The following is a 26423-nucleotide window of genomic DNA, read 5'->3' on the forward strand; positions in this document are numbered from 1 at the left end:
CGTGGCCTTCGAGGCCGACCAGGGAGAGCAGGAGGCTGACGCGTTCCTCGCGTTCGCGGCGGGGGGTGTTGCGCAGGCGCAGGGGGACGCCGACGTTCTCGGCGGCGGTGAGGATGGGCAGCAGGCCGAAGGACTGGAAGACGAAGCCCATGCGGTCGCGGCGCAGGGCGAGCAGTTCGCGTTCGGCCAGGCCGCCCAGCGTGGTGCCGTCGACGGTGACCCGGCCCGCGTCGGCGCGGTCCAGGCCGCCGATGATGTTCAGCAGGGTCGTCTTGCCCGAGCCCGAGCGGCCCTTGAGGGCCACCAGCTCCCCGCGGGCCACACTGAAGGACACCCCGCCCAGGGCGTGCACCGCGGTGTCCCCGGTGCCGAAGGTGCGCACCAGGTCCTCGACCACGACCATCGCCTCGGAGGCCGCCCCGTCGCCCGCCGGGCCCTCACGCCGTTCCAGCAGTCCCTCACTCATGCCGGTCAGCATAATGGGGGGTCCCCGCCTGCGAGGAAGGGCTTTCGCGTGCGCGGTGGGAGAGGCCCGGCGTGTGACACGTGTGACACCATGCCGGCACAGCGGGAGAGGGAGACATGTCGGTCACGGCAGCCACGCAGGAACTGGCGGGGATCACCGCCAACTTCCGTCAGTACCTGATGGGTTGGGGCGAGACGCAGCGCGACGACGACGGCTTTGAGCGCTACCGCAGCGGTCTCGCCACGCCGCAGTTCAACGGCGTGCTCCGGATACGGTCCCTGGACGCGCTCGGCCGGGCCGTGGCCACCGCGCGCACCGAACTCGCGGGCGTCCCCTGGTGGTGGTGGGCCGGCCCGGACAGCCCCGAAGGCACCCCCGACGCTTTGACCCGGCACGGCGCGGTCCCGCTCGGCACCCTGCCCCTGATGGTGCGGCCCCTCGACCGCGCCCCGGACCCCCGGGAACCTCCGTCCGGCCTGCGCGTCGAGGCCGTCGCGACCCCGGACCGGCTGGCCGGGCTCGTCGCGACGTACCGCACCTCCATGGGCATCGCCCCCGAACTCCAGCCCGGCCTCGTCCGGTTCGAGGCCGATCGCGCGGACAACGCGGACGTCGTGCGCCTCGCCGCGGTGCTGGACGGCGAGGTCGTCGGCACGACGGTGGTGATCACGGCGCACGACGTGGCCGGCATCTTCCTCGTCCATGTCGCCGAGCCCCACCGCCGCCGCGGCATCGGCGCCGCACTGACCACGTCCGCCCTCCGCGTCGCCCACGACCGCGGCACCCACCGCGCCGCCCTCCTCGCCAGCCCGGCCGGCGAACCCCTCTACCGCCGCTTCGGTTTCACGACGGTCTCCGAGTACCGCCTCTTCAGCCTGCCCGCGTGACCGCGAACCGCCGGCTCGGCGGGGCCGCGAAACCGGCCTAGTGCTCCAGGAAGGGGCGCCGGGCGGCGAGGGGTCCCAGGGACGCGAGAAGTGCGAGACGCTCCGCCGTCGGTGTCCCCGGTGCCGGCGGGAACAGGGCGAGGATCTGTGTGCGCTCCTCGTCGACGAGCACCTGGCAGTCGAGTTCCAGCAGGCCCACCTCGGGGTGCTGGATCCGCTTGCGTCTGCTGCGCATCACCGCCACCGAATGCAGACGCCACAGGGCCGCGAACTCGGGACTCGCCCGCAGCAGCCGCTCGACCAGGTCCTTCGCCTGCGCGTCGTCACGGCGGACGGCCGCGGCCCGCAGGTCGGCGACGAGGGCCCGGGACTCCGTCGCGTGGTCCTGGACCGGATACCCGGCCCGGGCGCGGGGATCGGTGAACCACCGGTACACCACCGTGCCCGTGGCACCCCGCAGCCGGACGAGATCGCCGAAGACGGCCTGTGCCAGGTCGTTCTGGACGAGGGTGGCGCCGAGGTCGGTCATCACCTGGGCCGGGACGTCGGAGAGGCCGTCCAGCACACGCAGCAGGCTGGGCGCGACATGTTCGTCGGACCGCGTGCGGTCCGGCGGTCGCTGCCCGGCCAGCCGGAAGAGGTGGTCGCGCTCGTCCAGGGTCAGGCGCAGCGCCCTGGTGATCGCCCGCAGCACGCCTGGCGACGGCTGCGGCGCACGGTCCTGCTCGAGACGGGTGTAGTAGTCCGTGGAGATGTCGGCCAGGCGCGCGACCTCCTCACGGCGCAGCCCGGGAGTGCGCCGGCGCCCCGTGCCCGCGAGGCCGACGTCCCCGGGGTCGAGCGCCTCCCTGCGCACCCGCAGGAAATCCGCCAACTGCTTGGTGTCCACCCTTCGAGTCTGCGGCACGGCCGGAGAGGCAGCCAGAGACCGCCGATCCCTGGGTAAGGCGACTCTGCCTGACGTCTCCGATCGGCGAAACGCTGGTCGTCGAACCGGGAGCGGCCCGGTCGGACGACGATGGAGGAGATCCCCATGAGCAAGGCAGCGACTTCCCGGACCTGGTTCCTCACCGGAGCGTCCCGCGGGCTGGGCGCACACTGGGCCGAGGCGATCCTCGCCCGCGGTGACCGGCTCGCGGCGGTCGCCCGCGACACGGCGGCGCTGGCGCCGCTGTCCGAGCGCCACGGCGACCGCTTCCTGCCCCTGCAGCTCGACGTCCGCGACTCTGGGGCCGTCCGCGAAGCCGTGCGGAGCGCCGAGGCGGCGTTCGGCGGAATCGACGTGCTGGTCAACAACGCGGGCCACATGCTGATGGGCGCCGTCGAGGAGGTCGAGGAGGAACAGGCCCGCGCCCAGATGGACGTCAACTACTTCGGCTCGCTGTGGGCCACCCGGGCCGTGCTGCCCGGCATGCGGGAGCGCCGTGCGGGCCGGATCCTGCAGGTCTCCTCGTTCGGGGGCCTGGTCGCCTATCCGGCGCTCGGCATCTACCAGGCCTCCAAGTGGGCCCTGGAGGCGATGAGCGAGTCACTCGCGGCCGAGGTCGCCGCGTACGGCATCCACGTCACATTGATCGAGCCGATCATGTTCCCCACGGGTCTGGCGGCCACCTCCCCGCAGGCCCGGCAGGACCCGGCATACGCCCACGCCCGGCAGGCCCTGTTCGCGGGCGCGGAGGCCGGCGGCTTCACGCCGGGCGACCCCGCGGCGACGTCCGAGGCCCTCCTCGCGCTCGTGGAAACGCCCGAGCCGCCCATGCGGGTCCTGTTCGGAACCGGCGGCCTGGCGGCTCTGCGCACCGAGTACGCCGGCCGGCTCGCCGGGCTGGAGCAGTGGGACCACGTCTCGCGCCTCGCGCAGGGACAGCCGAACGGATCCTGACCACGGCCCTCCGGCCGACGCTCCGCAGCCCGTCCGGGGCGCCGATGCCACGAGTCAAGCGGACGCCGGCGCCTTGAAGTAGAAGGTCGTCGGCCTCAGCACGCCCGCGGGGTTCGCGGCGTGGGCGGGGACGGTGCCGTAGGGGGTCCAGCCCGCGGTGCGGTAGAGGTGCTCGGCGGGGCTGCCGGTCTCCGTGTCGAGGAGCAGCAGGGCCGCGCCCGCGGCCGCCGCGGCGTGTTCGGCGACGGTGAGCAGGGTGCGGCCGAGGCCGTGGCCGCGGGCGCGGCGGTGGACCATGAGCTTGAGGACCTCGGCGCGGTGCCGGCCGTTGGGCTTGGTCTCGTGGGCGAGGCTGACGGTGCCGGTCACGCCGGCGGTGTCGCGGGCGGCCCAGACGCAGAGTTCGCCGGACGCGACGGCGCGGGCCCGGGTGCGCCACCAGGCGGCGGCCGCGGGGTGGGCGAAGGGGGCCACGAAGCCGAGGGAGGCGCCGCCTTCGACGCTGTCCACGAGGAGGGCGGCGAGGTCGTCGGCGGTGTCCAGGAGGGCTTCGGCGGAGAGCGGGGCGATGGTGTGCACGGGGGCGGAGGCGTCCTTCACGGCAGCACGACCACGACGGCGTAGCGGGCGGCGTCGGGGCCGGGGCAGTGGAAGCGGGAGGTGCCCCACAGGCGGTAGCGGAGGCAGTCGCCGGGGGCGAGGCGGTGGGCGCGGCCCTGGACGGTGACCTCGAGTGCGCCCTCCCGCAGCCACACGTGGTGCTCGAGCCCGGCGACGGGCGGGCCTTCGTACGCGATGTCCGCGCCGGCGCGCAGCACGCCCTCGACGATCTCGGCGCGCAGCCCCGGGTGCGGGGGCGAGACGGAGCGCCGCTCGAAGCCGGACGCGGTGTCGGACCAGACGCGCTGGTCGGCGGCGCGTACGAGCTGCGCGGGCTCGCCGCCGCTCTCGACCTCGGCCAGCAGCCGGGACATCGTGCGCTCGTACGCGGTGCACAGGCGCCCGAGCAGGGCGGCGGTGGGGCTGATCTCGGCGCGCTCGAGGCGGGAGAGCGTCGAGCGGCTGATGCCCGTGCGCGTGGCGAGCTCATCGAGGGACCAGCCGCGTTCGTCGCGCAGTTCGGCGAGGCGTGCGGCCAGGCGGGCGTCGACGGACGCGAGATCGGGGTCTCTCATATTCGGGACGGTATCCCGGATTCGGGACGGCGCCAAGCGCGGGAGACGCCCGGCCCGCCGCACCGCCCGCCCCGGGCCGGCCGTCTTCCCCGGGGCCGTCACGGGCCGTTCGCCCGCGCCGTGTACCGTCGCCGACGGGGTCGAGGCCGGATGATCGCCGAGGCCTGCACGTCGTCCCTCGGGGACCACCGCCCCGTACGTATGGAAGAGGTACGCACCGCATGACCACCGAACCGCTGCGCATCGGCGTGCTCGGCGCCGCCCGCATCGCAGGCGCCGCCATCGCCGCCCCCGCCCGCACGACCGGCCACCGGCTCGTCGCCGTGGCCGCCCGCGACCGCTCCCGCGCGGCGGACTTCGCGGCCGAGCACGGCGTCGAGCGCGTGCTGGACACGTACGCCGACGTCATCGCCGACCCCGAGGTCGAGGCCGTCTACAACCCGCTCGCCAACGGCCTCCACGGCCCCTGGAACCTGGCCGCCATCGCCGCGGGCAAGCACGTGCTCAGCGAGAAGCCCTCCGCCAGCAACCTCGAGGAGGCCGTCGAGGTCCGCGACGCGGCCGCCAAGGCGGGCGTGGTCGTCATGGAGGCCTTCCACTACCTCTACCACCCGGTCACCCGCCGCCTGCACGAGCTGCTGGAGTCCGGCGAGCTCGGCGAACTGCGGCACGTGGAGACCGTGGTCAACATCCCCGCCCCCGCGGACGAGGACCCCCGCTGGTCGCTGCCGCTGGCCGGCGGCGCCGTGATGGACCTCGGCTGCTACTCCCTCCACGCGGCGCGTTCCCTGGCCCCCTGGGCCGGCGGTGCCCCGCGCCTGCTGGCCGCGCGCGGCGGCGAGCGAGCCGTCGCGCCCGGCGTCGACGAGTGGCTGGACGCGGACCTGGAGTACCCCGGCGGCGCCACCGCCTCGGCCCGCTGCCACATGGACGCCGAGGCCCTCGAGATGAGCTGGCGCATCGTCGGCAGCCGGGGCGAGGCCACCGCGCCCTGCTTCGTGCTGCCGCACACGGACGACCGGGTCGTCGTCCGCACGCCGGACGGCGAGCGGGTCGAGGAGCTCGGCAAGCGGACCTCGTACACCTACCAGCTGGAGGCGTTCGCGGCGACCCTGCGCGACGGCGCCCCGCTGCTCACGGACGCCGACGACGCCGTGGAGTCGATGCGCATGATCGACGCCTGCTACCGCGCCGCGGGCTTCGAGCCGCGCCCGCGGTCCGCCGCCGTCACGCCACCAGCGGCCGGGCCGTCGGCGTGATCGGCGCCGGCAGGCACGTGCTGCCGGTGAGCCACCGGTCGACCGCCGCCGCGGCCGACCGGCCCTCGGCGATCGCCCAGACGATCAGCGACTGACCGCGGCCCGCGTCGCCCGCGACGAACACCTTCTCCACCCCGGTGGCGAAGCGGGCGTCGCGGACGACGTGGCCGCGCCGGTCGAGTTCCAGACCGAGCTGGGTCACCAGCCCGCAGTCGCGCTCGGCCCCCGAGAACCCCAGCGCCAGCAGCACCAGCTGGGCGGGGATGACGCGCTCGGTGCCCTGCTGCGCGCGCCGGTGCCGCGGCTCGACCCCGACCAGGTGCAGCGACCGTACGTGCCCCTCGTCGTCGCCCTCGAAGCGGAAGGTCGACGCGGAGAACACCCGGATGTCGCCCTCCGGGCCCGGCAGCGGCACGCCGCCGTGCTCCGCCGGGTCCCAGACGCCGCGCCGGGCCAGCTCGCGGGCCTCCTCGTGGGCGGGGGAGACCCGGTAGACGTGCGGGTACACCGGCCACGGCTGGTGCTCGGGGCGGCACTCGCCCGGCAGCGGGTTGATGTCGAGCTGTACGACGGAGGCCGCGTGCTGCCGCAGCACGGTGCCCAGGCAGTCGGCGCCGGTGTCGCCGCCGCCGACGATGACGACGTCCTTGCCCTCGGCGCTGACCGGAGACTCGGTCAGGTCGCCCTCCTGCACCCGGTTCGCCAGCGGCAGGTACTCCATCGCCTGGTGGATGCCCGCCAGTTCCCGTCCGGGCACCCGCAACTCGCGCCAGGCCGTGGCGCCCACGGCCAGGAGCACCGCGTCGTGCTCGGTGACGACCCGCCGCGCGTCGAGGTCCGCGCCGACCTCGACCTCGGTGCGGAAGAGCGTGCCCTCGGCTCGCATCTGCGCCAGCCGCCGGTCCAGATGGTGCTTCTCCATCTTGAACTCCGGTATGCCGTAGCGCAGGAGCCCGCCGAGCCGGTCCGCCCGCTCGTAGACCGTCACCGTGTGCCCGACCCGGGTGAGCTGCTGGGCGGCGGCGAGCCCGGCTGGTCCGGAGCCGACCACGGCGATCCTGCGGCCGGAGTGCCGCTCGGGGGGACGGGGGCAGGCGAGGCCGTCCTCCCACGCGCGGTCGGCGATGGCGACCTCGACGTTCTTGATCGTGACGGGGTCGGCGTTGATGGTCAGGACGCAGGCGCTCTCGCAGGGCGCCGGGCACAGCCGCCCGGTGAACTCGGGGAAGTTGTTGGTGGCGTGCAGCCGTTCCGCGGCCGCCGCCCAGTCCTCCCGGTACACCAGGTCGTTCCAGTCGGGGATCATGTTCCCCAGCGGGCAGGCCTCGTGGCAGAACGGGATGCCGCAGTCCATGCAGCGGCCGGCCTGCGCGGAGACGATCGGCAGCAGGCTCTGGCCGGTGTAGACCTCGTGCCAGTCCTCGACGCGCTCGCAGACGGGGCGGCGCGCGGGCGTACGGCGGGGGGTGGTGAGAAAGCCCTTGGGATCGGCCATGGCCGCCTCCGGCGCCGCCGTCACGATCAGGGGTGTCACGGTGACCGCGTCCCCCGGCACATGGCACCTTCAGGCCACCATACGTCGGGTTTGTCGGTATTTCGATGGCGCGGCCACCGTGATCTTCCGCCGGTCGTTCAGGCCGCGGTCCCCACTTCCGCCGAGCGCGGGTTGATCAGTACGACGTCGCAGGTCGCGTACCGCATCAGGGCCTGCCCGGCGTCGGCGTCCATCAGCGCGGTCAGCCCGCCGTGCGCGGGCGCCCCCACGACGATGGCGCGGGCCCCGGCGCGCTCCGCGTGCTCGGCGACCAGGCGGCCCACATCCCCGTGGCCGGTGACGTTCCGCAGCACGTGGCCGACGGCCGGGACGCCGAGGGCGGCGAGCCGTTCCAGGTGCTCGCGGACGGCGGTCCGGGCGGACTCCAGGTCCTCGGCGCCGGCGGCCGCGTCACCCGCGGCGGCGGACTCCTCGGCGTGGACGACGTGCACCGTACGGCCGTTGATCGTCGCGAGGCGGCCGGCGGCCTCGGTGACGCGCCGTGCGTCGGGGGAGCCGTCCACGGCGGCGACGATGGCACCGCGGCCCGCGTCGCCGGGCACGGCGGCGTCGTGCTCGACCGGCACCAGCGACACGGCGGCGCCGGTTCCGGGGGCGGCGTCGGCCTGCTCGGCCTGGACCTTCTCGGCCTCCTTGAGCAGCCCGTGGGCCGTGGAGAGGATCACGATGCCCAGCACGAGCGCCCCGGCGCCGATGTAGAACGGCACGTGGATCCCGAACGCCTCGACCAGCTTGCCCGCGGCGAACGGCGCCAGCCCGCCGCCGATGAAGCGGACGAAGCCGTACGAGGCGGCGGCGACGGCTCGGTCGACGGGCGCGACGGTCATCACCGCCTGCGTCGTGACGGTGTTGTTCACCCCGATGAAGACACCGGCGACGATCACGCAGGCGATCAGTACGGCCCGCTGGTCCGTCCAGATGGCGATGGCCAGCACGGTGAGGGCGAACAGCGCGAGGTTGGCGTAGAGCGTCCGCGCGATGCCCAGCCGGGCCTGCAGCCGCGGGGCGCCGAAGACGGCGAAGACGGCGACGAGAGCGCCCCAGCCGGTGAAGACCAGGCCGAGCTGGATCGCGCCGAGGCCCATCGGGAAGGGCGCGTAGCCGAGCACGGTGAAGAACGCCCAGTTGTAGCAGAGGGCCGTCAGCGACATCGTCAGCAGCCCGCGGTGGCGCAGCGCGCGCAGCGGTTCGCCGAGTCCGGTCCTTCGGGTCGGCAGCGGTGTCGGCTCCACGAGGACGACGGTGGCGATCAGCGCGATGGCCATCAGGACGGCGACGCCGTAGAACGGGCCGCGCCAGCTCACGTCGCCCAGCAGCCCGCCGAGCAGCGGGCCCACGGCGATGCCGACGCCGAGCGCGGTCTCGTAGAGGATGATCGCACCCACGAAGCCGCCGCTCGCGGAGGCCACGATCACCGCCAGCGAGGTGGCGATGAACAGGGCGTTGCCGATGCCCCAGCCCGCGCGGAAGCCGACGATGCCGCCGATGCTCCCCGAGCTGCCGGCCAGGGCCGCGAACACCACGATCAGGGCGAGACCCACGATCAGCGTCCGCTTGGCGCCGATCCGGCTGGAGACCCAGTTGGTGACGAGCATGGCGACCGCGGTCACCACCAGGTAGCTGGTGAACAGCAGCGTCACCTGACTGGGGGTGGCGTCCAGTTGCTCGGATATCGCGGGCAGGATCGGGTCGACCAGCCCGATCCCCATGAACGAGACCACACAGGCGAAGGCGACCGCGAACACGGCCTTCGGCTGTTTGAACGGATTCACGGAACGGGACGATTGCGCATGCGCGGTCATGTGGCTGCTCCGACGTAGAACCGATGCCTGATCAATTGCTCCGCTGGGCGGGGCGCGACGAGGCCGGGGGCTGCCCCAGCCGGGTCAGTGCCTCCACGGCCGGCAGCGCGGCCACCAGGGCCGACCGCTCGTCCGGGCTCAGCTGTTCCAGCAACTCCCCGAGCCGCTCGGCACGCACGGCGCGGCGCCGGGCGATGGCCTCCCGGCCCGCGTCGGTGATGTCGACGAGCACCACGCGCCCGTCCGACGGGTCCGCCGCGCGACCGGCGAGTCCCGCCTCGGTCAGCCGTGACACGACCTGGGTCATCGCCGGCTGGGTGACGCCCTCCAGGGCCGCCAGCTCGGTCAGCCGGAGCGGGCCGGACTGCTCCAGCGTGGACAGCGTCGCCACGGTGGTCAGTGACAGCTCGCTCGGCTGGCTGAGCCTGCGCAGCACGCGGTACAGCCGTTCCAGGGCCCGCGCCACGTCGACGGCGTGGCTGTGGTCCGGGTTGTCACCGGGAAGATGCATAAGACATTTATATCACTGCCTTATGTATCCGGGCAGGGGGCACCCCGGGCACGCTGGGGACTCCCGGGGCGCGTGCGCGGGCCGGGCACGAAGGAGGGCCGGGCACGCCTGCGACGGCGTGCCCGGCCCTCGTGTCCCCACCCGGGGCGGGGCGGGGAGGCTCAGAGCCCGTAGCGCTCCCGGGCCTCCTGGACGGTCTCCCGCTTCACCTCACCGCGCCCGGCGAGCGAGGCCAGCGCGGCGACGACCACCGACCGGGGGTCCACGCCGAAGTGGCGGCGGGCCGCCTCACGCGTGTCCGACAGGCCGAAGCCGTCGGTGCCGATCGAGTACCAGTCCTGCGGCACCCACTGGCTGATCTGGTCCGGCACCGCGCGCATCCAGTCGCTCACCGCCAGCACCGGGCCCGGCGCGCCCTCCAGCACGCGCGTGACGTGGGGGAGCGGCGCGTCCTCGCCGCGCAGCCGCGCCGCGTCGTACGCCAGACCACCGCGGCGCAGCTCGCTCCACGAGGTCGCCGACCACACGTCCGCCGCCACGCCCCACTCGGCGGCCAGCAGCTGCTGCGCCTCCAGGGCCCAGTGGATCGCCGTGCCGGACGCCATGAGCTGCAGTCGCGGCGCGTCGGCGGGCAGCCCGGCCGTGTCGGCGGTCCGGAAGCGGTACAGGCCCTTGACGATGGCTTCCTCGATGCCCGGCTCGGCCGGCATGACCGGCTGGATCTTGGGCTCGTTGTAGACCGTCAGGTAGTAGAAGACGTCCTCCGCGTCCGGGCCGTACATACGGCGCAGGCCCTCGCGGACGATCACGCCGATCTCGTAGGCGAACGCCGGGTCGTACGAGAGCGCCGCCGGGTTGGTGGACGCGATCAGGTGCGAATGGCCGTCGGCGTGCTGCAGGCCCTCGCCCGTCATCGTCGTACGGCCCGCGGTCGCCCCGACCAGGAAGCCGCGGCCGAGCTGGTCGGCGAGGGCCCACATCTGGTCGGCGGTCCGCTGCCAGCCGAACATCGAGTAGAAGATGTAGAGGGGGATCATCGGCTCGCCGTGCGTCGCGTACGAGGTCGCCGCGGCCGTGAAGGAGGCCATCGAACCGGCCTCGGTGATGCCCTCGTTGAGGATCTGCCCGTTCTCCGCCTCCTTGTAGTACAGGAGCATGTCGCGGTCGACCGGGTCGTAGGTCTGGCCGAGCGGCGAGTAGATGCCGGCGCTCGGGAAGAGCGACTCCATGCCGAAGGTGCGGGCCTCGTCGGGGACGATCGGCACCCAGCGGCGACCGCTCTCCTTCTCCCGCATCAGGTCCTTGAGCAGCCGGACCAGGGCCATCGTGGTCGCGATCTCCTGTCCGCCGGAGCCCTTGGCGAGCGCCTCGAAGGGCTTCGCGGACGGCTCGGGCAGCGCCACCGGGTGGACCCGGCGGGCCGGGGCGGGGCCGCCGAGCTCGGCGCGGCGCTCCTGCAGGTAGCGGACCTCGGGGGAGTCGGCGCCCGGGTGGGCGTACGGCACCAGGTCGCCGGAGAGCGCGCTGTCCGGGATGGGCAGCTCGAGCAGGTCGCGCATGGTGCGGAACTCGGGGACCGTGAGCTTCTTCATCTGGTGGTTGGCGTTGCGCGACTCGAAACCGCGGCCCAGCGTCCAGCCCTTGACCGTCTGCGCGAGGACCACGGTCGGCGCGCCCTTGTGCGTGGTGGCCGCGCGGTAGGCGGCGTACACCTTGCGCGGCTCGTGGCCGCCGCGGGAGGTGTGGAAGCACTCGGTGATCTTGGCGTCGGTCAGCAGCTTCGCCATCTCGGCCAGCGCCGGGTCGGCGCCGAAGAAGTGCTCCCGGATGTAGGCGGCGTCGCGGGTGGCGTACGTCTGGAACTGCCCGTCGGGGACCTCGCGCAGCCGCCGGACGAGCGCGCCGGTGGTGTCGAGGGCGAACAGCTCGTCCCAGGCGGAGCCCCACAGCGACTTGACGACGTTCCAGCCGGCGGCGCGGAACTTCGCCTCCAGCTCCTGGACGATCTTGAAGTTGGCGCGCACCGGGCCGTCGAGACGCTGCAGGTTGCAGTTGATCACGAAGGTCAGGTTGTCCAGCCCCTCGCGGCCGGCGAGGCCGAGGGCGGCGGTCGACTCCGGCTCGTCCATCTCGCCGTCGCCGAGGAAGGCCCACACGTGCGAGCCGGAGACGTCCTTGATGCCGCGGTGCGTCAGGTAGCGGTTGAAGCGCGCCTGCTGGATCGCGGCGAGCGGGCCGAGGCCCATCGAGACGGTGGGGAACTCCCACAGCCAGGGCAGCCGGCGCGGGTGCGGGTAGGACGGCAGGCCGTCGCCGCCGGCCTCCTGGCGGAAGTTGTCCAGCTGCTGCTCGGACAGCCGGCCGTCGAGGAAGGCGCGGGCGTAGATGCCGGGGGAGGCGTGGCCCTGGATGTACAGCTGGTCGCCGGAGCCGTCGCCCTCCTTGCCGCGGAAGAAGTGGTTGAAGCCCGTCTCGTACAGCCAGGCCGCGGAGGCGAAGGTGGCGATGTGGCCGCCCAGGCCCAGGCGGCTGCCGCGGGTCACCATGGCGGCGGCGTTCCAGCGGTTCCATCCGGCGATGCGCCGCTCCATCTCCGCGTCACCGGGGAGCTCGGGCTCCGCGGCGGTCGGGATGGTGTTGATGTGCTCGGTCTCCAGCAGCGAAGGCACCGAGAGACCGGACGCCTGCGCGTGGTCGAAGGTGCGGCGCATCAGGTAGGCCGCGCGCTCCGGGCCGGCGGCACGGGCGACCGCGTCGAGGGAGGCGGCCCATTCGCCGGTTTCCTCGGGGTCGGGGTCCGGCAGGTGATCGAGTGCGCTCAGCGTGGCGTCGGTCATGGTGAACGCCTTCCAGATGGTTCCGTGCGGGCAGGGTGTCCCCGTCTCTCACAGAATAAATCTGATCGATGATCGATCAAATACCCTGTGACGAGGGTCACAGTACGGGGGACTCCGGTCCTCGGCGGTCCTCGCGGCGGGGTCAGCCGCCCTGCGGGGCACAGCCCAGCACATGCTCCTTGACCAGCTCGCCGACCCGCGGATCGTCCCTGCGGAAGGCCTCCACGACCGCCTGGTGCTCCTCGGCGTACAGCCGCTGGCGGGTGCCCAGCCAGCGGATCGACAGCGCCGTCCACACCTCGATGCCCAGTGACTCCCAGGTGTGCAGCAGCACGCTGTTGCCCGAGGCCCGCACCAGCTCGCGATGGAACGCCACGGTGTGCCGCACCTGCGCCCCGGCGTCGCCCTCCGCGTCCGCCTTCTGCAGCAGGGCGACCTCGGCCTCCAGCGCGGACAGGTCCTGCCGCAGGCGGGGCGCGGCCAGCTCCGCGGCGATCTGCTCCAGGCCGGCCCGCACCGGGTAGATCTCCTCCAGGTCCGCGGCGGTCAGCCGGCGCACCCGCACGCCCTTGTTCGGGGCGGACTCGATCAGCCGCATGACCTCCAGCTCCCGCAGCGCCTCCCGCACGGGCGTCTGGCTGACCTCCAGCTCGGTGGCGATGCCGCGCTCGACGATCCGCTCCCCGGGCTTCCACCGCCCGCTGACGATGCCGTCCACGATGAACTCGCGGATCTGCTCGCGCAGAGAGCGGACGATGGGCGGCGCCATGGGGACTCCTCCGGAAAAGGGCAGCTGACTAGACGATACGGCGACGGCGCCCTCCGGCGTCCCGGGACGGCGGCACCCGGTGCCGCCACGCCCTCAGGCGTGGACGACCTCCACGCCGCGCTCCGCCGGCACCTCCAGGGCCAGGCCGAAGCGGCTGTCCGGTTCCCCCAGGGAGTTCAGCGTGACGCCCAGCGCCCGCCGGGCGGCGGCGGAGTCCCGTCACACCAAAGTGAAGGGTGCGGTCACCCCGAAGCCGCCGCGCAGGCAGTCGGCCGGGGCGTCCGCGTTGCAGCCGACGTATCCGCCCGGACCGTTCACCGCCTCGCCCAGCACGAGGTGGAGGCCAGGCTCGCCGGTGACGCGCCGGCCGTCCAGCTCCCGCACGAGCCCGGCGGGACGTGCGGGACGTGCGGGACGCGCCCGACGTCCCGAGGCCACCGCCGCCGCATTGCTCCCCCCGGAGAACCGGCTGCCCGCTTCCGGCTAGCCGAGATCGTAGGCGACCGTCACCGGCGCGTGGTCGGACCAGCGCTCGGGGTGGGTGTCCGCGCGCTCGACCCGGGTGTGCGCCGCCCGGGCCGCCAGGCCGCGGGTCGCGACGTGGAGGTCGATGCGCCAGCCGCTGTCGTTGTCGAAGGCGCGGCCGCGGTAGGACCACCACGTGTACGGGCCCTCGCCCTCCGGGGTGAGGTGGCGCACGACGTCGGTGTACCCGGCCTCGTCGTAGACGCGGGAGAGCCACGCCCGCTCCTCGGGGAGGAAGCCGGCGTTCTTCTGGTTGGCCCGCCAGTTCCGCAGGTCGCGCTCGGTGTGCGCGATGTTCCAGTCACCGCAGATCAGCACCTCGCGTCCGTCCGCGGCGGCCTTCTCCCGGAGCTTGACCATGTGCTCCAGGAACGCCTCCATGAAGCGTTCCTTCTCCTCCTGCCGCTCCGTGCCGACCTCGCCCGAGGGGAGGTAGAGGCTGGCGACCGTGACGCCCGGCAGTTCGATCTCCGCGTAGCGGCCGGAGCCGTCGAACTCCTCCGAGCCGAACCCGATCCGGCTCGCGGACGGTTCCCGCCGCGAGTAGAGGGACACTCCGGCCCGGCCCTTGGCGGCCGCCGGCGCGTGGAGCACGTGCCAGCCCTCGGGTGCGCGGACCTCCTCGGGCAGCTGCCCGGCCTCGGCGCGGACCTCCTGCAGGCACACCACGTCGGCCGTGGTCGCCTCCAGCCAGGGGAGGAAGCCCTTCTTGGCCGCGGCGCGCAGCCCGTTCACGTTCACGGTGGTCACGGTGAGCATGACGGGGACGATACCGGGCCCCCGGAGGGTGCTCGTACCGGGGCGTAGGCCGCACACCCGTACGATGTGGGGGTGGAGATCCGGATGACGCGCTACGACCACCCCGACGCCGTGCTGCTGACCGAGCAGGTGCAGCAGGAGTACGTGAAGCGGTACGGCGGCCCCGACGCGACCGCGATGGACGCCGACCACTTCGACGGCCCGCAGGGCCAGTTCATGGTCGGCTACCTCGACGGCGCACCCGTCGTGACCGGCGGCTGGCGCGGCCAGGACGCGTCCCCGGAGGGTTTCGAGGACGGCGACGCCGAGGTCAAGCGGATGTACGTGGTGCCGCAGGCCCGGGGCCGCGGGTTCGCGCGCCGGATGCTCGCCGCCCTGGAGGCCGGCGCCGCCGCGGCGGGCCGCACCCGGATGGTGCTGGAGACGGGGCAGATGCAGCCGGAGGCGATCGCCCTGTACGCCTCCTGCGGCTACACGCCGGTGGCCAAGTTCGGCCACTACAAGGACAGTCCGCTCAGCGTGTGCCTCGGCAAGTCGCTCCGGGCACCGGCCGAGGCGGCTGTTCCCGCGTAGCCTTGGTCCATGATCGAGGACAGCGCCTCCGCCCGGCTCGCGGCCGGCAAGTACCTACTGGTCACCACCTACCGGCGGGACGGCCGTACCGTTCCCACCCCGGTCTGGGTGGTCCGTGACGGCGAGGCGCTCGGCGCGTGGACCGCGGCGGACTCCGGCAAGGTCAAGCGGATCCGCAACCGCGCCGACGTACTGGTCGGCCCCTGCGACGTACGCGGCAACCCCACCGGTGAGCAGGTGCCCGCGCGCGCCGAGGTCCTCGGACCGGAGGAGACCGAGCGCTACCGCTCCCTGGTCGCCCGCAAGTACGGGCTGTTCGGCCGGCTGACCCTGTTCGGCAGCCGGCTGCGCCGCGGCCGCGAGGGCACCGTGGGCGTGCGGATCACCCTCACGTGAGCGGCGGTGGGCCGCGGCCGGGCGCCTGCACGGTGAGCGTCTGCCGCGACTGCTGCTGCGGTACGCAGAAGGTCCCCGGTGTCGACCACGACGCCCAACTCGACCTGCTCCGGCGGGAACTCGCCGGGATCTGCCGGGTGCGTGTCACGCGGTGCCTCGACGTGTGCGAGCAGGCGGACGTCGTGGTCGTCCAGCCCTCGCCGGCGGCACGCGCGGCCGGTGCGCGACCGGTCTGGCTGGGGCTGGTCAACGATCCGGGCGCCGTCGACGACATCGTCGCGTGGGTGCGCGCCGGGGGACCGGGCGTCGCCGCCCCGCCCGACGTGCTGGACCTCTACGCCATCGAGCCGCCGGGCGGCCGCGTCGTGGGCGCGGCGGACGCGGCGCCCTGAGAGGCCGCCGGACACGGCAGGGGCCGTACGGGCTTCGTTGCCCGTACGGCCCGTGAACCGGCCGTGGCCGAGGGTCAGTCGATGCTCCGCAGGATGTGCGGCTCGTTCAGATCGTCCTCGTAGCCGGCCAGTCGGATCGGTGCCGACCTGGCCCAGACGTCCAGGTTCCGCACCTCCCGCTGTTGTGCGGGCTGATCGTCGGGCTCCTTGGGGAGCTGGTTCCGCTTTGACTTCTCGGGTGTCACCGCGCACTCCTTCGTGTCGGGTGAGCCGGACGCCGGCCCGGCCGCTGCCGGACGCCGACCGCCCGGTCGGGCTGATGGCTGAGCGGACGCGGTGGCGCCGGTTGCGGAACCGGGCGGGGACCGCGGTGGGCGGTTCCTCCCGGGGCGGAGGCAGGGGGTGTTGGTGCTCCCCCGAAGGCCTTTCCGTCGGGAGAAGCCTATGCCCGGATGCGGGGTGCCACCATCCCAATACGGCGAGCCCCGGCGACGACCACTCTTCCCGCGGACACCGGCGGGACGTCACCCGTCGTTCAACCGCTGCGCCGGGCCGCCTCGGTACGGGCGCAGGAGAGGATCGCCCACACCGCGCGACCGGCGCCGAGCGCCGGCGGGCGCACGCCCCACCCTTCGGCCAAATGGGCGACGAGGGCGAGCCCGCGGCCGCTCTCCTCGCCGTCGGCGGCCGTGCGCGGCAGGGGGCCGGCGGGCCCGCGCCCCTCGTCGACGACCTCGATGTGCAGCTTGTCGCGCGCCGTCCAGAGCAGGCACGCGACGTGGTCGCTGCCGCTGTGCACCACGGCGTTGGTGAAGAGTTCGCTCACCACGAGGCCGGCGTCGTCGCCCAGCCCCACCAGGCCCCATCTGCTCAGCGCGGAGCGCACCTGGCGGCGTGCGACGCCGACCGAAGAGGCCTGCGCCGGCAGTCGGAGCCGGAAGGTGTCCCGGGCGCTGATGGCATAGAGCACACAGGCAACTATGGCCACTGCTTACACAGAAGGCAAGGGTCATTCTGCAAATTGCACAATCGCCAGTAGCAGGGTGTGGGTTCCATTCCTGACATGGCACACTGCTGCCATGCGGGAATTGCAGCGTGGCTGAGGCGAGGGCGAGCGGGGCGCCGACCGTCCTCCGCGTGATCCTCGGCAAACGCCTCCACGACCTGCGGGAGAAGGCCGGCTGCTCGTACGAGCGGGCCGCACGCGAGCTGGACGTCACCCATGCCACGGTGCGCCGGATGGAGAAGGCCGAGGTCGGCCTGCGCATCCCGTACGTGGAGAAGCTGCTGGCGCTGTACGGGGTCGACGCCGCCGAGGCGGCGACCTTCATCGACCTCGCGAGGCAGGGCAACCGGCCCGGCTGGTGGCACCGTTACCGCGACGTCCTGCCGTCCTGGTTCAGTGCCTTCGTCAGCCTGGAGGGCGAGGCGGCCATCATCCGCGCCTACGAGCCGCACTACGTCCCCGGACTGCTGCAGACCGAGGACTACGCGCACTCCGTGCTCAGGGCCGGCCGCCCGGGAGCCACCACGGAGGAGCTGGAGCGCCTGGTCGAGCTCCGCCGGGAGCGGCAGTCGCTGCTCACCCGCCCGGACGCCCCGCTGCTGTGGGTGGTCATGGACGAGACCGTGCTGCGCCGTCCCATCGGCAGCCCCGAGGTGATGCGCGCGCAGCTGGACCGGCTGGCCGAGGCGTGCGAGCTTCCGCAGGTCAGACTGCAGATCATGCCCTTCGACGCCGGGCCGCACCCGGCGATGTACGGGCCGTTCCACATCTTCCGGTTCCAGATCCGCGAGCTGCCGGACGTCGTGTTCACCGAGAGCCTGGTGGGCGCCGCCTACCTGGACGACGTGGACGACGTCTCGACATTCCTCGAGGCCCTGGACCGGATGTGCGCGCAAGCCGCGCCCGCACACAGCACCGCAGCCATCCTCGATGGCATCCGCAAGGAGATCTGACACACATGGACGACCGCATATACAACGGCATGCGCGCCCTCGACCTCGGCAGCGAGGGCTGGCACAAGCCGTGGAGCGGCGGCAACGGGGGAAGTTGCGTGGAGGCCATGAAACTGGCCGACGGCAGGGTCGCACTGCGGCAGTCCACCGACCCCGACGGGCCGGCACTCATCTACACGGACCACGAGATCAGGATGTTCATCGAGGGCGCCAAGGACGGGAAGGCCGACTTCCTGCTGTCCTGAGCCGCCGATTGACAACTTCGAGTGAACCCAGCCCGCGCGGGCAACCGCGACGACCGACGGGCTGTCTCCAGCGGTAATCCGCCGGACGGACGGGACAAGGGGAGCAGCATGACCGGACAACTCGGACCGCTGTACGAACCGGGCGTGGCCTATGTGCGCATCGCCGCGGCCGACGCGGCGACCGCCCACAGGGTCGCCGACGTCATCGCCTCCCGGTATCCCGGGACCCGTCCGCCGCGGGTCACCACCAACGCGGACGGGCTGGTGGAGTTCGACCTGTACACGTACACCCTGGAGGAGGTCAGCCCCTCCGGGCCGTACGACGCCCAGGGCCCGGAGAGCTGCTAGCCGGGCCCTGGGCGCGGTCGGGGGGTCAGCGCCCGGTCAGCTCTGACCGGGGTGGAGGACGACCTTGGTGTAGCCCTCGATCCGCTTGTCGAACTTCTCGTACGCCGACGGCGCGTCCGTCAGGGGCAGCTCGTGGGAGACCACGAAGCTCGGACGGGCGCGACCCTCGATGATCATGTCGCGCAGCTGCCGGTTGTAGCGCTTGACGTTGCACTGCCCGGTGCCCAGCCGCAGGCCCTTCTCGAAGAGCCGGCCGATGGCGACCAGCAGCCGGCCGCTCTTGGCCTGCTCGTCCGGGCCGCCCGGGTCGGACGGCACGTACAGGCCGGGGATGCCGAGGGCGCCGGTGGGGCGCACGGTGTCGATCAGGGAGTTCAGCACCGCCGCGGGCTCCTCGCGGCCCGCGCCGCCGGCCTGGGCCTGGTAGCCGACCGCGTCGACGCCCTTGTCGGTGCCCTCGCCCTTCATGTGCTCCTTGATCTGGTCCACCGGACTGCCCTTGGTGAAGTCGATCGGGATCGCGCCGATCTCCTCGGCCTTCTGCAGCCGCTCCGGCACCCGGTCCACGACGAACACCTTGGCCGCCCCGCGCAGCATCGCCGAGTACGCGGCCATCAGCCCGACCGGGCCGCCGCCGTACACCGAGACGCTCTCGCCGGGGGAGACCTGGGCGAGCTCGCACCCGTGGTACCCGGTCGGGAAGATGTCGGCCAGGAGCACGAAGTCGGACTCGTTGGCGGTGCCCTCCGGCAGTTTCAGACAGTTGAAGTCCGCGTACGGAACGCGCACGTATTCCGCCTGACCGCCAGGCCAGGGGCCCATGGCCACATAGCCGTAAGCGCCTCCGGCGAACCCCGGATTGACCGTCAGGCAGTAGCCGGTGAAACCCGCCGAGCAGTTCTTGCAGAATCCGCAGGCGACGTTGAAGGGCATGACCACGCGGTCGCCCTGCTTGAGGGTGGTGACCCCCTCGCCGACCTGGTCGATGATTCCCAGGTTCTCGTGGCCGAAGACGATGCCGGGCTCCGCGGCGGTCCGGCCCTCGTACATGTGCAGGTCGGAGCCGCAGATCGCGGTGGAGGTCACCCTGACGACCACGTCGTTGGGGTGCTGCAGGCGCGGATTGTCGACTTCCTCGACGGCTACTTCGAACGGTCCTTTGTAGACGACGGCCTTCACGTGGACACCTCCGATTGGTGTCGGATTCATGGCTTACGTGACCTATTTCTCATGCTCCCTCCTTGGGCAGTACGAGACAAGCCAGCTATTCTTCACGTAAATATGTCGATTTGCGGTTGACCGCGGAGAAAGGCGGGAACAATGGCCCAGCGCTCAGGAACGCTGCTCGTCCCCGTGCCCGGCCTGTCCGGCACGCTGTACCCGGTCGGCACGCGCGTGGCCATCAGCGGTCTGGGCTCCTCCGTGGACGCCTTCGTGGACGGCGACTGGCTGCCGCTGTCGTGGTGGGAGTTCGCCGAGGGCCGCAACGACGACGTGTACGAGGGCCCCGCGGTCTGACGTCCCCGCCGGGCACAACCGGCAGGGGGACGCGGCGAGTTGACGGCATCCCCTTGGCAAGGCCGTCCCGACGGACGTCCTCCTCGGCCAGGACCGGCCCCCGCGCGGCGAGTCGAAGCACCCGGCAGTCAACCCGCCGCCGCAGTGGGGCAGATCGTCCCGGACCGCACCAGGCCGCGGCTCAGCCTGCCGCCACGGCCCGCGTGTCCAGCTCCGCCAGCCGCGCCAGGCGGCGGTGCGAGTCCAGCAGCGCCGACCGGTCGTAGCCGGCCGTGGTGACCAGCACCTCGTCCGCCGCGGTGCGTGCCAGCAGTCCCGACAGCGCGGCCGCCACCTCGTCCCCGGTGCCGTGGACGCCGTTCGACAGCGTCCCCTCGAACACCTCCCGCTCGCGTGCCGTCATGTGCCCTGCCGGCACCTCGTCCGGCGGCGCCAGCGGAGGGAACTCGCCCTGCGTACGCGAGCGCGCCAGCGACCAGGCCTCGGAGACCAGCAGCCGCCGGGCGGCCTCCGTCGTCTCCGCGACGGACACGGGGGTCGACACCACGACGTACGGGCGCGGCGCCCACGCCGACGGCCGGAACGCCGCGCGGTAGCCGTCGATCGCCTCCCGCATGCGCTCCTCGCCCCGCACCGCGGCGATGACCAGCGGCAGCCCGAACGCCGCCGCCGTGGCCGCCCCCGCCCCCGTGGCCAGTACGAACGCCGGGACGCGCATCCCCTCCGGCGGGCGCGGGTGCACCGCACCGGGGCCCGCCGTGCCGGTGAAGTAGCCGAGCAGTTCGGTCAGCAGTTCCTCGAAGTCCCCGGCGGCGCGGGCATCGCGTCCCAGCGCCCGGCGCACTCCGTCGGTGAAGCCCACCGACCGCCCCAGCCCCATGTCGATCCGCCCGGGGAACAGCGACTCCAGCACCCCGAACTGCTCCGCCACCACCAGCGGCCGGTGGTTGGGCAGCATGACCCCGCCCGTGCCGACCCTGATCCGGGACGTGGCCGCGGCGACCGCCGCGGCCAGCACCGCTGGCGCGGACCCGGCCACGCCCGGCACCCCGTGGTGCTCCGACACCCAGAAGCGGTGGTAGCCCAGCTCCTCGGCGTGCCGCGCCAGCCACACCGTGTCCCGCAGCGCCTGCGCGGGCTCCGCGCCCTCGCGTACGGGCGAGCGGTCGAGGATCGAGAACGGAATCGGGGGCAGCTGCGGTGCGATCACCTCTGTTCCAACGCCCGCCGCGGCACGGGATTCCCGCGCCGCGGCGCCCGGGAGGCCGCTCAGTCCTCCCGGCGGGCGTATGTCACGATCAGCACGCCGCTCTTGTGTGTGCGCACCTCGGTCACGTCGTACGCCTGCGGGGCGAAACCGCCCGCGAACAGCGGCACACCGGCACCCGCGACCACGGGGTTGATCTTGACGACCAGCTCGTCGATCTCCGTGCGCAGCGAGCCCGCCAGTCGGCCGCCTCCGCACAGCCAGATGCCCGCACCGTCCTGTCGCTTGAGCTCGCGCACGAACTCCAGCGGGTCGCCCGGGACCAGTTCCACCTCGGGGTCCGGCTTCGCGGCCATGCTCCCCGACACCACGTACTGCCGCAGGTGCGGATACGGGCTGGTCACCCCGAACGGCACCCCCACCTCGTAGGTGGCCCGGCCCATCAGCACCGTGTCGAACCGCCGGTTCGGCGCGTCGGCGATGCCCAGCGGGCCGCGGGCCTGCACCGGCAGGGTCTCCGGGTACTCCGCGAGGACCGTCTCCATGTGGTCGCCCACGGCCGCGAGGAAGTCGTACTCACCCTCCGGACCGGCCACGAAACCGTCGATCGTCGACGCCACGAAATACGTCAGCCTGCGCATGCTTCCCCCTGGTCCGCGATGATCGTCAGCCGGGGCCAAGCCAGCGTGCGGACGCGGCCCACCGCCACGCGATACCCCGGCCCCCGGGGTAGATTCGGTGACGACCCGCGGGGACGACGGGGGGATGGCGGAGGGTGCGATGACGGAAGCCGCGAGCGCGACGGACCGGGCCGGGACGCTGACGCTGGGCGGGGCGCGCGGGCGCTGGGTCCTCGCGGCGGTGGTCCTGGGATCGGGCATGACGCTCCTCGACGGCACCGTCGTGAACGTCGCCCTGCCGACGATCGGCAAGGACCTCGGGGCCACGCTCGCCGGCCTGCAGTGGACGATCAACGCCTACACCCTCACCCTCGCCGCGCTCATCCTGCTGGGAGGCTCGCTCGGCGACCGCTTCGGGCGGCGCAAGCTGTTCATGATCGGCACGGTGTGGTTCGCCCTGGCCTCCCTGCTGTGCGGCATCGCGCCGAGCATCGAGATGCTGATCGGCGCCCGCGCCCTGCAAGGCGTCGGCGGTGCCCTCCTGACCCCCGGGTCGCTGGCCCTGATCCAGGCGTCCTTCGCCTCCCAGGACCGGGCCCGCGCGATCGGCGTGTGGTCGGGCCTGGGCGGCATCGCGGGGGCGCTGGGGCCGCTGCTCGGCGGCTGGCTGGTCGACGCCGTCAGCTGGCGCTGGGTGTTCTTCATCAACCTCCCGCTGGCGGCCCTGGTCGTCGCGGTCGCCGCCCGGCACGTCCCGGAGAGCCGCGGCGAGAGCGTCAGCGGCGGCTTCGACGTCGCGGGCGCGGTGCTCGGCGCGGTCGGGCTCGCGGGGGTCACCTACGCCCTGATCGCCGCCGGGGGGAGCCACCCGGACATCGCCGCCGTCTGCGTCTCCGGCGTCGTGGGCCTGGCCGCGTTCGCCGGGTTCGTGGTGACCGAGCGGCGCAGCCCGCACCCGATGCTCCCGCCGAGGCTCTTCGCGAACCGCCAGTTCACCGCCGCGAACCTGGTCACCTTCGCGGTCTACGCGGCACTGGGCGGCCTGTTCTTCTTCCTGGTGCTGGAGCTGCAGACCGAGGCCGGCTACTCCCCGCTGGCCTCCGGTACGGCGCTGCTGCCGATCACGGTCATCATGCTGGCCCTGTCCGAGCGCGCGGGCCGGCTCGCCGAGCGCATCGGGCCGCGCATCCCCATGACGGTGGGCCCGGCGATCTCCGCCGTCGGCCTGCTGCTGATGCTGCGGATCGGCGCGGACGCGTCCTACGTCGCCGACGTCCTGCCCGCGGTGTGCGTCTTCGCCCTGGGCCTGGCGGCCACCGTCGCCCCCCTCACCGCCACCGTCCTCGGCGCCGCCGACGTACGGCTCGCGGGCACCGCGTCCGGCGTGAACAACGCGGTGGCGCGGGCGGCGGGCCTGCTCGCGGTGGCGGCCCTGCCGCTGATGGCCGGGCTCTCCGGCGACGACTACGAGGACCCGGCCGCCTTCGGCCACGGCTTCCGCGTCGCCGTCGTGATCTGCGCCGGGATGCTGGTGGTGGGCTCGCTGCTGGCCTGGTTCGGCATCCGCTCGGACGTCCTGCGGGAGACCCCCGAGGAGCCGGTGAAGCCGGTCCCGCCGTGCAAGCACTACTGCGCCATCGGCGCCCCGCCCCTGCAGTGCGGTGTGCGGCCCCCGACGGGAGAGACGGGAAAGGCGGCCGGCGGCGGGCCCGACATGCGCAAGGACGCTCCCCCTGGCACGTGAACCGTGTGGTGGGCCGCGGGCCCCGGCCGGCTCGGCCGGTCCGGCCCGGGTCAGTACTCCTCGGACTCCGGTACGAGATGCATCGCGGCCTCCTCGGCGGAGGCGGCCGCTCCGTCGATGCCGATGTCCTGGGCGACCATGCCCTCGGTGTCGTAGTGCGCCCCCTCGTCGGGGGCGACCAGCCGCCCGGCGCGCGGCCCGCCGACCTCGCCGTCGATCAGCTCCCCGTCGGTGTCCCACGCGTCCCCGATGCCGTCCCCGTCGGGGATCGGCAGGTCCGGGAGCTCCTCGGCCAGGCGTTCGTCCAGCGTCTCGCCCTGCAGGCGGCCCGCCGCCGTGGTGGCGGGCTTGTTCACCGCCCAGGGCCGCTCCGGCGGTGAGTAGCCCTCGTCGAGTATCTGGTCGACACCGTGGTAGTCGAGGGTGTCCTCGGGCTCCAGCAGCCCGGCGTCGTCCTGGACCTCTGAACCGTCCGGCTGGTAGACCTCGTCACCCATCTCGTTCTCTCGCATGTCCGTCTCCTCGCTCACGCGCCGCCACCGCCTCGGCGCCGCCTTGCGGGCCGCGCGCCCCCTCTTCCCTCCACACTCTTCCGTCCGGACGCCGATCGCCACCCGGAAGCGTGAACAGAGCCGGTGCGGGAGCGTCCCCCCGACCTCCACCGGCGGTCCCGTGCCCCGCCGCCCCGGCCGCGCCACCGTCGTGCTGGGCGGCGGCCGGGGCGGCGATCCGAAGACCCGGGGCTCCGGAGGTCAGCGTCCGGAGGACCGGCGGCCGACGGGACCGAAGTCGTCGTCGCACTCCAGACCGGAGAATCCGCGGTCCAGGCCGGAGAACCCGTGCGCGGGGCCCCGGACGACCCGGAAGGACGCGGTGGTCTGGATACGCGGGGGGCACCGCACCGTCACGGTGTACCAGCCGGGCCGGGTGTGCTTCGGCACCCGGAAGGTGCCCGCGAGCAGGCCGCTCCTGCCCAGGGGCAGCAGGTTGACCTGGCCGCCGGCTTCGGACTGGCCCTTGGAGTAGTTGGCGTCGGGACAGGCCGTGGTCGTGACGGTCAGCCGCATTCCGGGAACGGCGTAGTAGGGGGTGACCCAGGCATCGGAGATGTCGCTGGCAGAGGCATTGGGAACAGTGAGACCGATGACGGCCGCGGCCATGGCGACACCGCCAAGAACGCGAGTTGTGGGCATGAGGCAGCCTCCAGGTGAACGGGCAGGTAAGAAGCGGTCCCAGCGCGGTCCGCTCCACGCGGAGCAAAACAGCACCCACGGGGGCCTGCCACCCGAGGATGCTGCGCACGTCGCCGCAGGCGGCCTTCACGGGCCGGATCCTCGGTATGTCGCCGCAGGTCAGGAGCCATGCGCCCGTTCTGCCGCGAAGAATGCCGGGCCTACCCGCAAACAGGTGACGCCACGACAGATGCCGTGTGGCAAAACAGGTTTGACGAATCGTCAGAATTCGGGGCGGTCAGGCGTCCTTGTGGAGCCCGATCACCGCGCGCAGCGCGTCCCGTGCCTCGTGCGAGCTGCCGCCCTGCTCCAGCAGCGCGGCGGCGATCGCGTCCAGCTTTCGCTGGACGGCGTGCTCGGCTCGGCGTTCGGCGTTCTTGAGCAGGGCGAGCAGCAGCAGCGTGACGGCGGTCATCAGATCCGCCGCGAACAACTGCCACTTCAAGGGCAGCCCGAGGGCGTGGGCGACGAGGAACCCGGCCACCAGGAGCAGGCAGACGCAGTAGAAGAGCGGCGACGCCGTGAAGTTGGACGCCGCCTCGGCGAGCCGCTCGAACCGGCCGCGTCCGGCCTCGTCCTCGGTCCGCTCGGCGGGATGCCGGAAAGCCACACCGTCCTCCTGGGGTCTTCCTCGACGATGCGCCCGCGCGGCGCGCACGGGACACCGGCCGGACCGCGTCGGCGGACCGGCCGGAGCCCCGGCACGTCAGCAGATGCGCGGCAGTTGCTCACCCAGCGGCAGGTCCACCACCCGCGTCCCGCCCAGACCCGTACGGGCGACGACCATGCCCGCGTGGTCCGGCACGCACTCGCCGATGACGGCCGCGCCGGTGCCCAGCGGATGCGCCCGCATCGCCGCCAGCACCTCCTCGGCGACCGCACGGGGCACGAAGGCGACGAGCCTGCCCTCGTTGGCGACGTACATCGGGTCCAGGCCCAGCACCGCGCAGGCGTTGGCCACCGCGGGCGGCACGGGCACCGCCCGCTCCTGCAGGACGACACCGACACCCGAGGCGGCCGCGATCTCGTTGAGGGCGGCCGCCAGACCTCCGCGTGTGGGGTCCCGCAGCACGTGCACGTCCGTGGTGACGCGCAGCACCGTCTCGACGAGCCCGCCGAGCGCCGCCGTGTCGCTCTCGATCTCGACCCCGAACTCCAGGCCCTCGCGCACGCTCATCACGGCGACCCCGTGCGCCCCGATCTCCCCGCTGACGATGACCACGTCGCCCGGCGCCGCGCGCTGCGGACGGATGTCGACACCGTCGGGGATCAGCCCGATGCCCGCCGTGTTGACGTACAGCCCGTCCCCGTGGCCGGCCTCGACGACCTTGGTGTCCCCGGTGACGACCTCCACGCTCGCGGTGCGAGCGGCCGCGCCGAGCGCCTCGGCGACCCGGGCCACCAGCGACATCTCGACGCCCTCCTCCAGGATGAAGCCGCAGGAGAGGTAGGCGGGCGTGGCCCCGCTCATCGCCAGGTCGTTGACGGTGCCGTTCACGGCGAGGTCGCCGATGCTGCCGCCGGGGAAGAACAGCGGCCGCACCACGTACGAGTCGGTGGAGAACGCCAGCCGGGCGCCGCCCAGCGAGACGGTCGCGGAGTCGGCGAGCCCGGACAGCACCTCGCCGCCGAAGGCGGGCGCGAAGACGTACCGGACGAGTTCCGCGGACAGCGCGCCCCCGCCGCCGTGGCCCATCACCACCCGCGGCTGGTCGCGCAGCGGCGCCGGACAGGTCCAGCCGGAGAAGTCCGGGGCGGCCAG

At 73.3% G+C, this 26423-nt stretch carries 31 protein-coding genes; 11 read left to right on the forward strand and 20 right to left on the reverse strand.

Going from position 1 to position 26423, the window contains the following annotated elements; genetic code table 11:
• Window positions 1-403: ABC transporter ATP-binding protein (locus CHF15_RS31280; RefSeq protein WP_245939145.1), on the reverse strand; the 403-nt coding region annotated here is incomplete at its 3' end.
• Window positions 404-582: 179 nt separating this feature from the next.
• On the opposite strand from CHF15_RS31280, the gene CHF15_RS31285 reads away from it, so the two are divergent.
• On the forward strand, window positions 583-1353 hold the full coding sequence (locus CHF15_RS31285; protein WP_089227274.1) for a GNAT family N-acetyltransferase: 771 nt from the start codon (window positions 583-585) through the stop codon (window positions 1351-1353).
• 37 nt (window positions 1354-1390) lie between these two features.
• On the opposite strand, the gene CHF15_RS31290 is transcribed toward CHF15_RS31285, so the two are convergent.
• Window positions 1391-2242, reverse strand: a complete 852-nt coding sequence (locus tag CHF15_RS31290; RefSeq protein WP_089227275.1) for a helix-turn-helix domain-containing protein — start codon at window positions 2240-2242, stop codon at window positions 1391-1393.
• A gap of 144 nt (window positions 2243-2386) precedes the next feature.
• On the opposite strand from CHF15_RS31290, the gene CHF15_RS31295 reads away from it, so the two are divergent.
• Window positions 2387-3235, forward strand: a complete 849-nt coding sequence (locus CHF15_RS31295) for an SDR family NAD(P)-dependent oxidoreductase (protein WP_089227276.1) — start codon at window positions 2387-2389, stop codon at window positions 3233-3235.
• 54 nt (window positions 3236-3289) lie between these two features.
• Here CHF15_RS31295 and CHF15_RS31300 read toward each other — a convergent pair whose 3' ends face one another.
• Both CHF15_RS31300 and CHF15_RS31305 read right to left on the reverse strand, forming a co-directional pair.
• Entirely contained in the window at window positions 3290-3814 is a 525-nt protein-coding gene (locus CHF15_RS31300) for a GNAT family N-acetyltransferase (protein ID WP_089227421.1), read from the reverse strand.
• 17 nt (window positions 3815-3831) lie between these two features.
• Complete coding sequence (locus tag CHF15_RS31305) at window positions 3832-4410, reverse strand: helix-turn-helix transcriptional regulator (RefSeq protein ID WP_089227277.1); 579 nt, start codon at window positions 4408-4410, stop codon at window positions 3832-3834.
• 221 nt (window positions 4411-4631) lie between these two features.
• On the opposite strand from CHF15_RS31305, the gene CHF15_RS31310 reads away from it, so the two are divergent.
• A complete protein-coding gene (locus CHF15_RS31310; RefSeq protein ID WP_089227278.1) occupies window positions 4632-5669 on the forward strand; it encodes a Gfo/Idh/MocA family protein in 1038 nt (345 codons plus the stop codon).
• Here CHF15_RS31310 and CHF15_RS31315 read toward each other — a convergent pair.
• From CHF15_RS31315 to CHF15_RS31345, 7 genes are all read right to left on the reverse strand, one after another.
• Window positions 5638-7164, reverse strand: coding sequence for a glutamate synthase subunit beta (locus CHF15_RS31315; protein ID WP_089227422.1), 1527 nt, complete (start codon window positions 7162-7164; stop codon window positions 5638-5640). The genes CHF15_RS31310 and CHF15_RS31315 overlap by 32 nt on opposite strands.
• 137 nt (window positions 7165-7301) lie before the next feature.
• Window positions 7302-9026, reverse strand: coding sequence for an MFS transporter (locus CHF15_RS31320; protein WP_089227279.1), 1725 nt, complete (start codon window positions 9024-9026; stop codon window positions 7302-7304).
• A gap of 31 nt (window positions 9027-9057) precedes the next feature.
• Window positions 9058-9537 carry a MarR family winged helix-turn-helix transcriptional regulator gene (locus CHF15_RS31325; RefSeq protein ID WP_089227280.1) on the reverse strand — a complete coding sequence of 160 codons (480 nt, stop codon included), beginning with the start codon at window positions 9535-9537 and terminating at the stop codon, window positions 9058-9060.
• A gap of 161 nt (window positions 9538-9698) precedes the next feature.
• Entirely contained in the window at window positions 9699-12374 is a 2676-nt protein-coding gene (aceE, locus tag CHF15_RS31330; RefSeq protein WP_089227281.1) for a pyruvate dehydrogenase (acetyl-transferring), homodimeric type, read from the reverse strand.
• 142 nt (window positions 12375-12516) lie between these two features.
• On the reverse strand, window positions 12517-13143 hold the full coding sequence (locus tag CHF15_RS31335) for a GntR family transcriptional regulator (protein ID WP_089227282.1): 627 nt from the start codon (window positions 13141-13143) through the stop codon (window positions 12517-12519).
• Window positions 13144-13362: 219 nt separating this feature from the next.
• The gene (locus CHF15_RS31340) at window positions 13363-13581 is read right to left on the reverse strand and encodes a barstar family protein (protein WP_089227283.1); all 219 of its coding nucleotides are present in this window, start codon (window positions 13579-13581) and stop codon (window positions 13363-13365) included.
• Window positions 13582-13626: 45 nt separating this feature from the next.
• Window positions 13627-14427, reverse strand: a complete 801-nt coding sequence (locus CHF15_RS31345) for an exodeoxyribonuclease III (protein ID WP_089227284.1) — start codon at window positions 14425-14427, stop codon at window positions 13627-13629.
• 72 nt (window positions 14428-14499) lie between these two features.
• Between CHF15_RS31345 and CHF15_RS31350 the strand changes: the two genes are divergently transcribed.
• Genes CHF15_RS31350 through CHF15_RS31360 form a run of 3 tightly spaced genes read left to right on the forward strand, consistent with a single transcriptional unit; the run spans window position 14500 to window position 15788 of the window.
• A complete protein-coding gene (locus CHF15_RS31350; protein ID WP_179280056.1) occupies window positions 14500-15000 on the forward strand; it encodes a GNAT family N-acetyltransferase in 501 nt (166 codons plus the stop codon).
• Window positions 15001-15009: 9 nt separating this feature from the next.
• A complete protein-coding gene (locus CHF15_RS31355; protein ID WP_089227285.1) occupies window positions 15010-15396 on the forward strand; it encodes a PPOX class F420-dependent oxidoreductase in 387 nt (128 codons plus the stop codon).
• Complete coding sequence (locus CHF15_RS31360; RefSeq protein ID WP_089227286.1) at window positions 15393-15788, forward strand: hypothetical protein; 396 nt, start codon at window positions 15393-15395, stop codon at window positions 15786-15788. Before CHF15_RS31355 ends, CHF15_RS31360 begins: the two co-directional genes overlap by 4 nt.
• Before the next feature lie 74 nt (window positions 15789-15862).
• Here the strand turns inward: CHF15_RS31360 and CHF15_RS45150 are convergent, their stop codons facing one another.
• Window positions 15863-16033: a hypothetical protein gene (locus tag CHF15_RS45150; RefSeq protein ID WP_018560806.1), complete on the reverse strand. Its 171-nt coding sequence runs from the start codon at window positions 16031-16033 to the stop codon at window positions 15863-15865.
• Between the two features lie 290 nt (window positions 16034-16323).
• A complete protein-coding gene (locus CHF15_RS31365; protein ID WP_245939133.1) occupies window positions 16324-16758 on the reverse strand; it encodes an ATP-binding protein in 435 nt (144 codons plus the stop codon).
• A 125-nt stretch (window positions 16759-16883) separates the two neighbouring features.
• Between CHF15_RS31365 and CHF15_RS31370 the strand changes: the two genes are divergently transcribed.
• From CHF15_RS31370 to CHF15_RS31380, 3 genes are all read left to right on the forward strand, one after another.
• Window positions 16884-17747, forward strand: coding sequence for a helix-turn-helix domain-containing protein (locus CHF15_RS31370; RefSeq protein WP_089227287.1), 864 nt, complete (start codon window positions 16884-16886; stop codon window positions 17745-17747).
• Between the two features lie 5 nt (window positions 17748-17752).
• Window positions 17753-17992 carry a DUF397 domain-containing protein gene (locus CHF15_RS31375; RefSeq protein WP_018560803.1) on the forward strand — a complete coding sequence of 80 codons (240 nt, stop codon included), beginning with the start codon at window positions 17753-17755 and terminating at the stop codon, window positions 17990-17992.
• 108 nt (window positions 17993-18100) lie between these two features.
• Window positions 18101-18340, forward strand: a complete 240-nt coding sequence (locus CHF15_RS31380) for a hypothetical protein (protein WP_018560802.1) — start codon at window positions 18101-18103, stop codon at window positions 18338-18340.
• Window positions 18341-18376: 36 nt separating this feature from the next.
• Here the strand turns inward: CHF15_RS31380 and CHF15_RS31385 are convergent, their stop codons facing one another.
• Window positions 18377-19519, reverse strand: coding sequence for a glutathione-independent formaldehyde dehydrogenase (locus CHF15_RS31385; RefSeq protein WP_089227288.1), 1143 nt, complete (start codon window positions 19517-19519; stop codon window positions 18377-18379).
• 141 nt (window positions 19520-19660) lie between these two features.
• On the opposite strand from CHF15_RS31385, the gene CHF15_RS31390 reads away from it, so the two are divergent.
• The gene (locus tag CHF15_RS31390; protein ID WP_018560800.1) at window positions 19661-19858 is read left to right on the forward strand and encodes a hypothetical protein; all 198 of its coding nucleotides are present in this window, start codon (window positions 19661-19663) and stop codon (window positions 19856-19858) included.
• Between the two features lie 181 nt (window positions 19859-20039).
• On the opposite strand, the gene CHF15_RS31395 is transcribed toward CHF15_RS31390, so the two are convergent.
• Both CHF15_RS31395 and CHF15_RS31400 read right to left on the reverse strand, forming a co-directional pair.
• Window positions 20040-21068: an MsnO8 family LLM class oxidoreductase gene (locus CHF15_RS31395; RefSeq protein ID WP_089227289.1), complete on the reverse strand. Its 1029-nt coding sequence runs from the start codon at window positions 21066-21068 to the stop codon at window positions 20040-20042.
• Window positions 21069-21127: 59 nt separating this feature from the next.
• On the reverse strand, window positions 21128-21706 hold the full coding sequence (locus CHF15_RS31400) for a dihydrofolate reductase family protein (protein ID WP_089227290.1): 579 nt from the start codon (window positions 21704-21706) through the stop codon (window positions 21128-21130).
• 139 nt (window positions 21707-21845) lie between these two features.
• Between CHF15_RS31400 and CHF15_RS31405 the strand changes: the two genes are divergently transcribed.
• Entirely contained in the window at window positions 21846-23429 is a 1584-nt protein-coding gene (locus tag CHF15_RS31405; protein ID WP_089227291.1) for an MFS transporter, read from the forward strand.
• A 50-nt stretch (window positions 23430-23479) separates the two neighbouring features.
• On the opposite strand, the gene CHF15_RS31410 is transcribed toward CHF15_RS31405, so the two are convergent.
• The 4 genes from CHF15_RS31410 to hypE all read right to left on the reverse strand — a co-directional run bounded on the left by CHF15_RS31410 (window position 23480) and on the right by hypE (window position 26357).
• Window positions 23480-23941, reverse strand: a complete 462-nt coding sequence (locus CHF15_RS31410; RefSeq protein WP_089227292.1) for a DUF5709 domain-containing protein — start codon at window positions 23939-23941, stop codon at window positions 23480-23482.
• Window positions 23942-24181: 240 nt separating this feature from the next.
• Complete coding sequence (locus CHF15_RS31415; RefSeq protein WP_143681686.1) at window positions 24182-24622, reverse strand: hypothetical protein; 441 nt, start codon at window positions 24620-24622, stop codon at window positions 24182-24184.
• Window positions 24623-24899: 277 nt separating this feature from the next.
• On the reverse strand, window positions 24900-25271 hold the full coding sequence (locus tag CHF15_RS31420) for a low affinity iron permease family protein (RefSeq protein ID WP_089227294.1): 372 nt from the start codon (window positions 25269-25271) through the stop codon (window positions 24900-24902).
• A gap of 96 nt (window positions 25272-25367) precedes the next feature.
• Window positions 25368-26357, reverse strand: coding sequence for a hydrogenase expression/formation protein HypE (gene hypE / locus CHF15_RS31425; protein ID WP_245939146.1), 990 nt, complete (start codon window positions 26355-26357; stop codon window positions 25368-25370).
• Between the last annotated feature and the right edge of the window lie 66 nt (window positions 26358-26423).

This window comes from Actinacidiphila glaucinigra, assembly GCF_900188405.1.
GTDB lineage: Bacteria > Actinomycetota > Actinomycetes > Streptomycetales > Streptomycetaceae > Actinacidiphila > Actinacidiphila glaucinigra.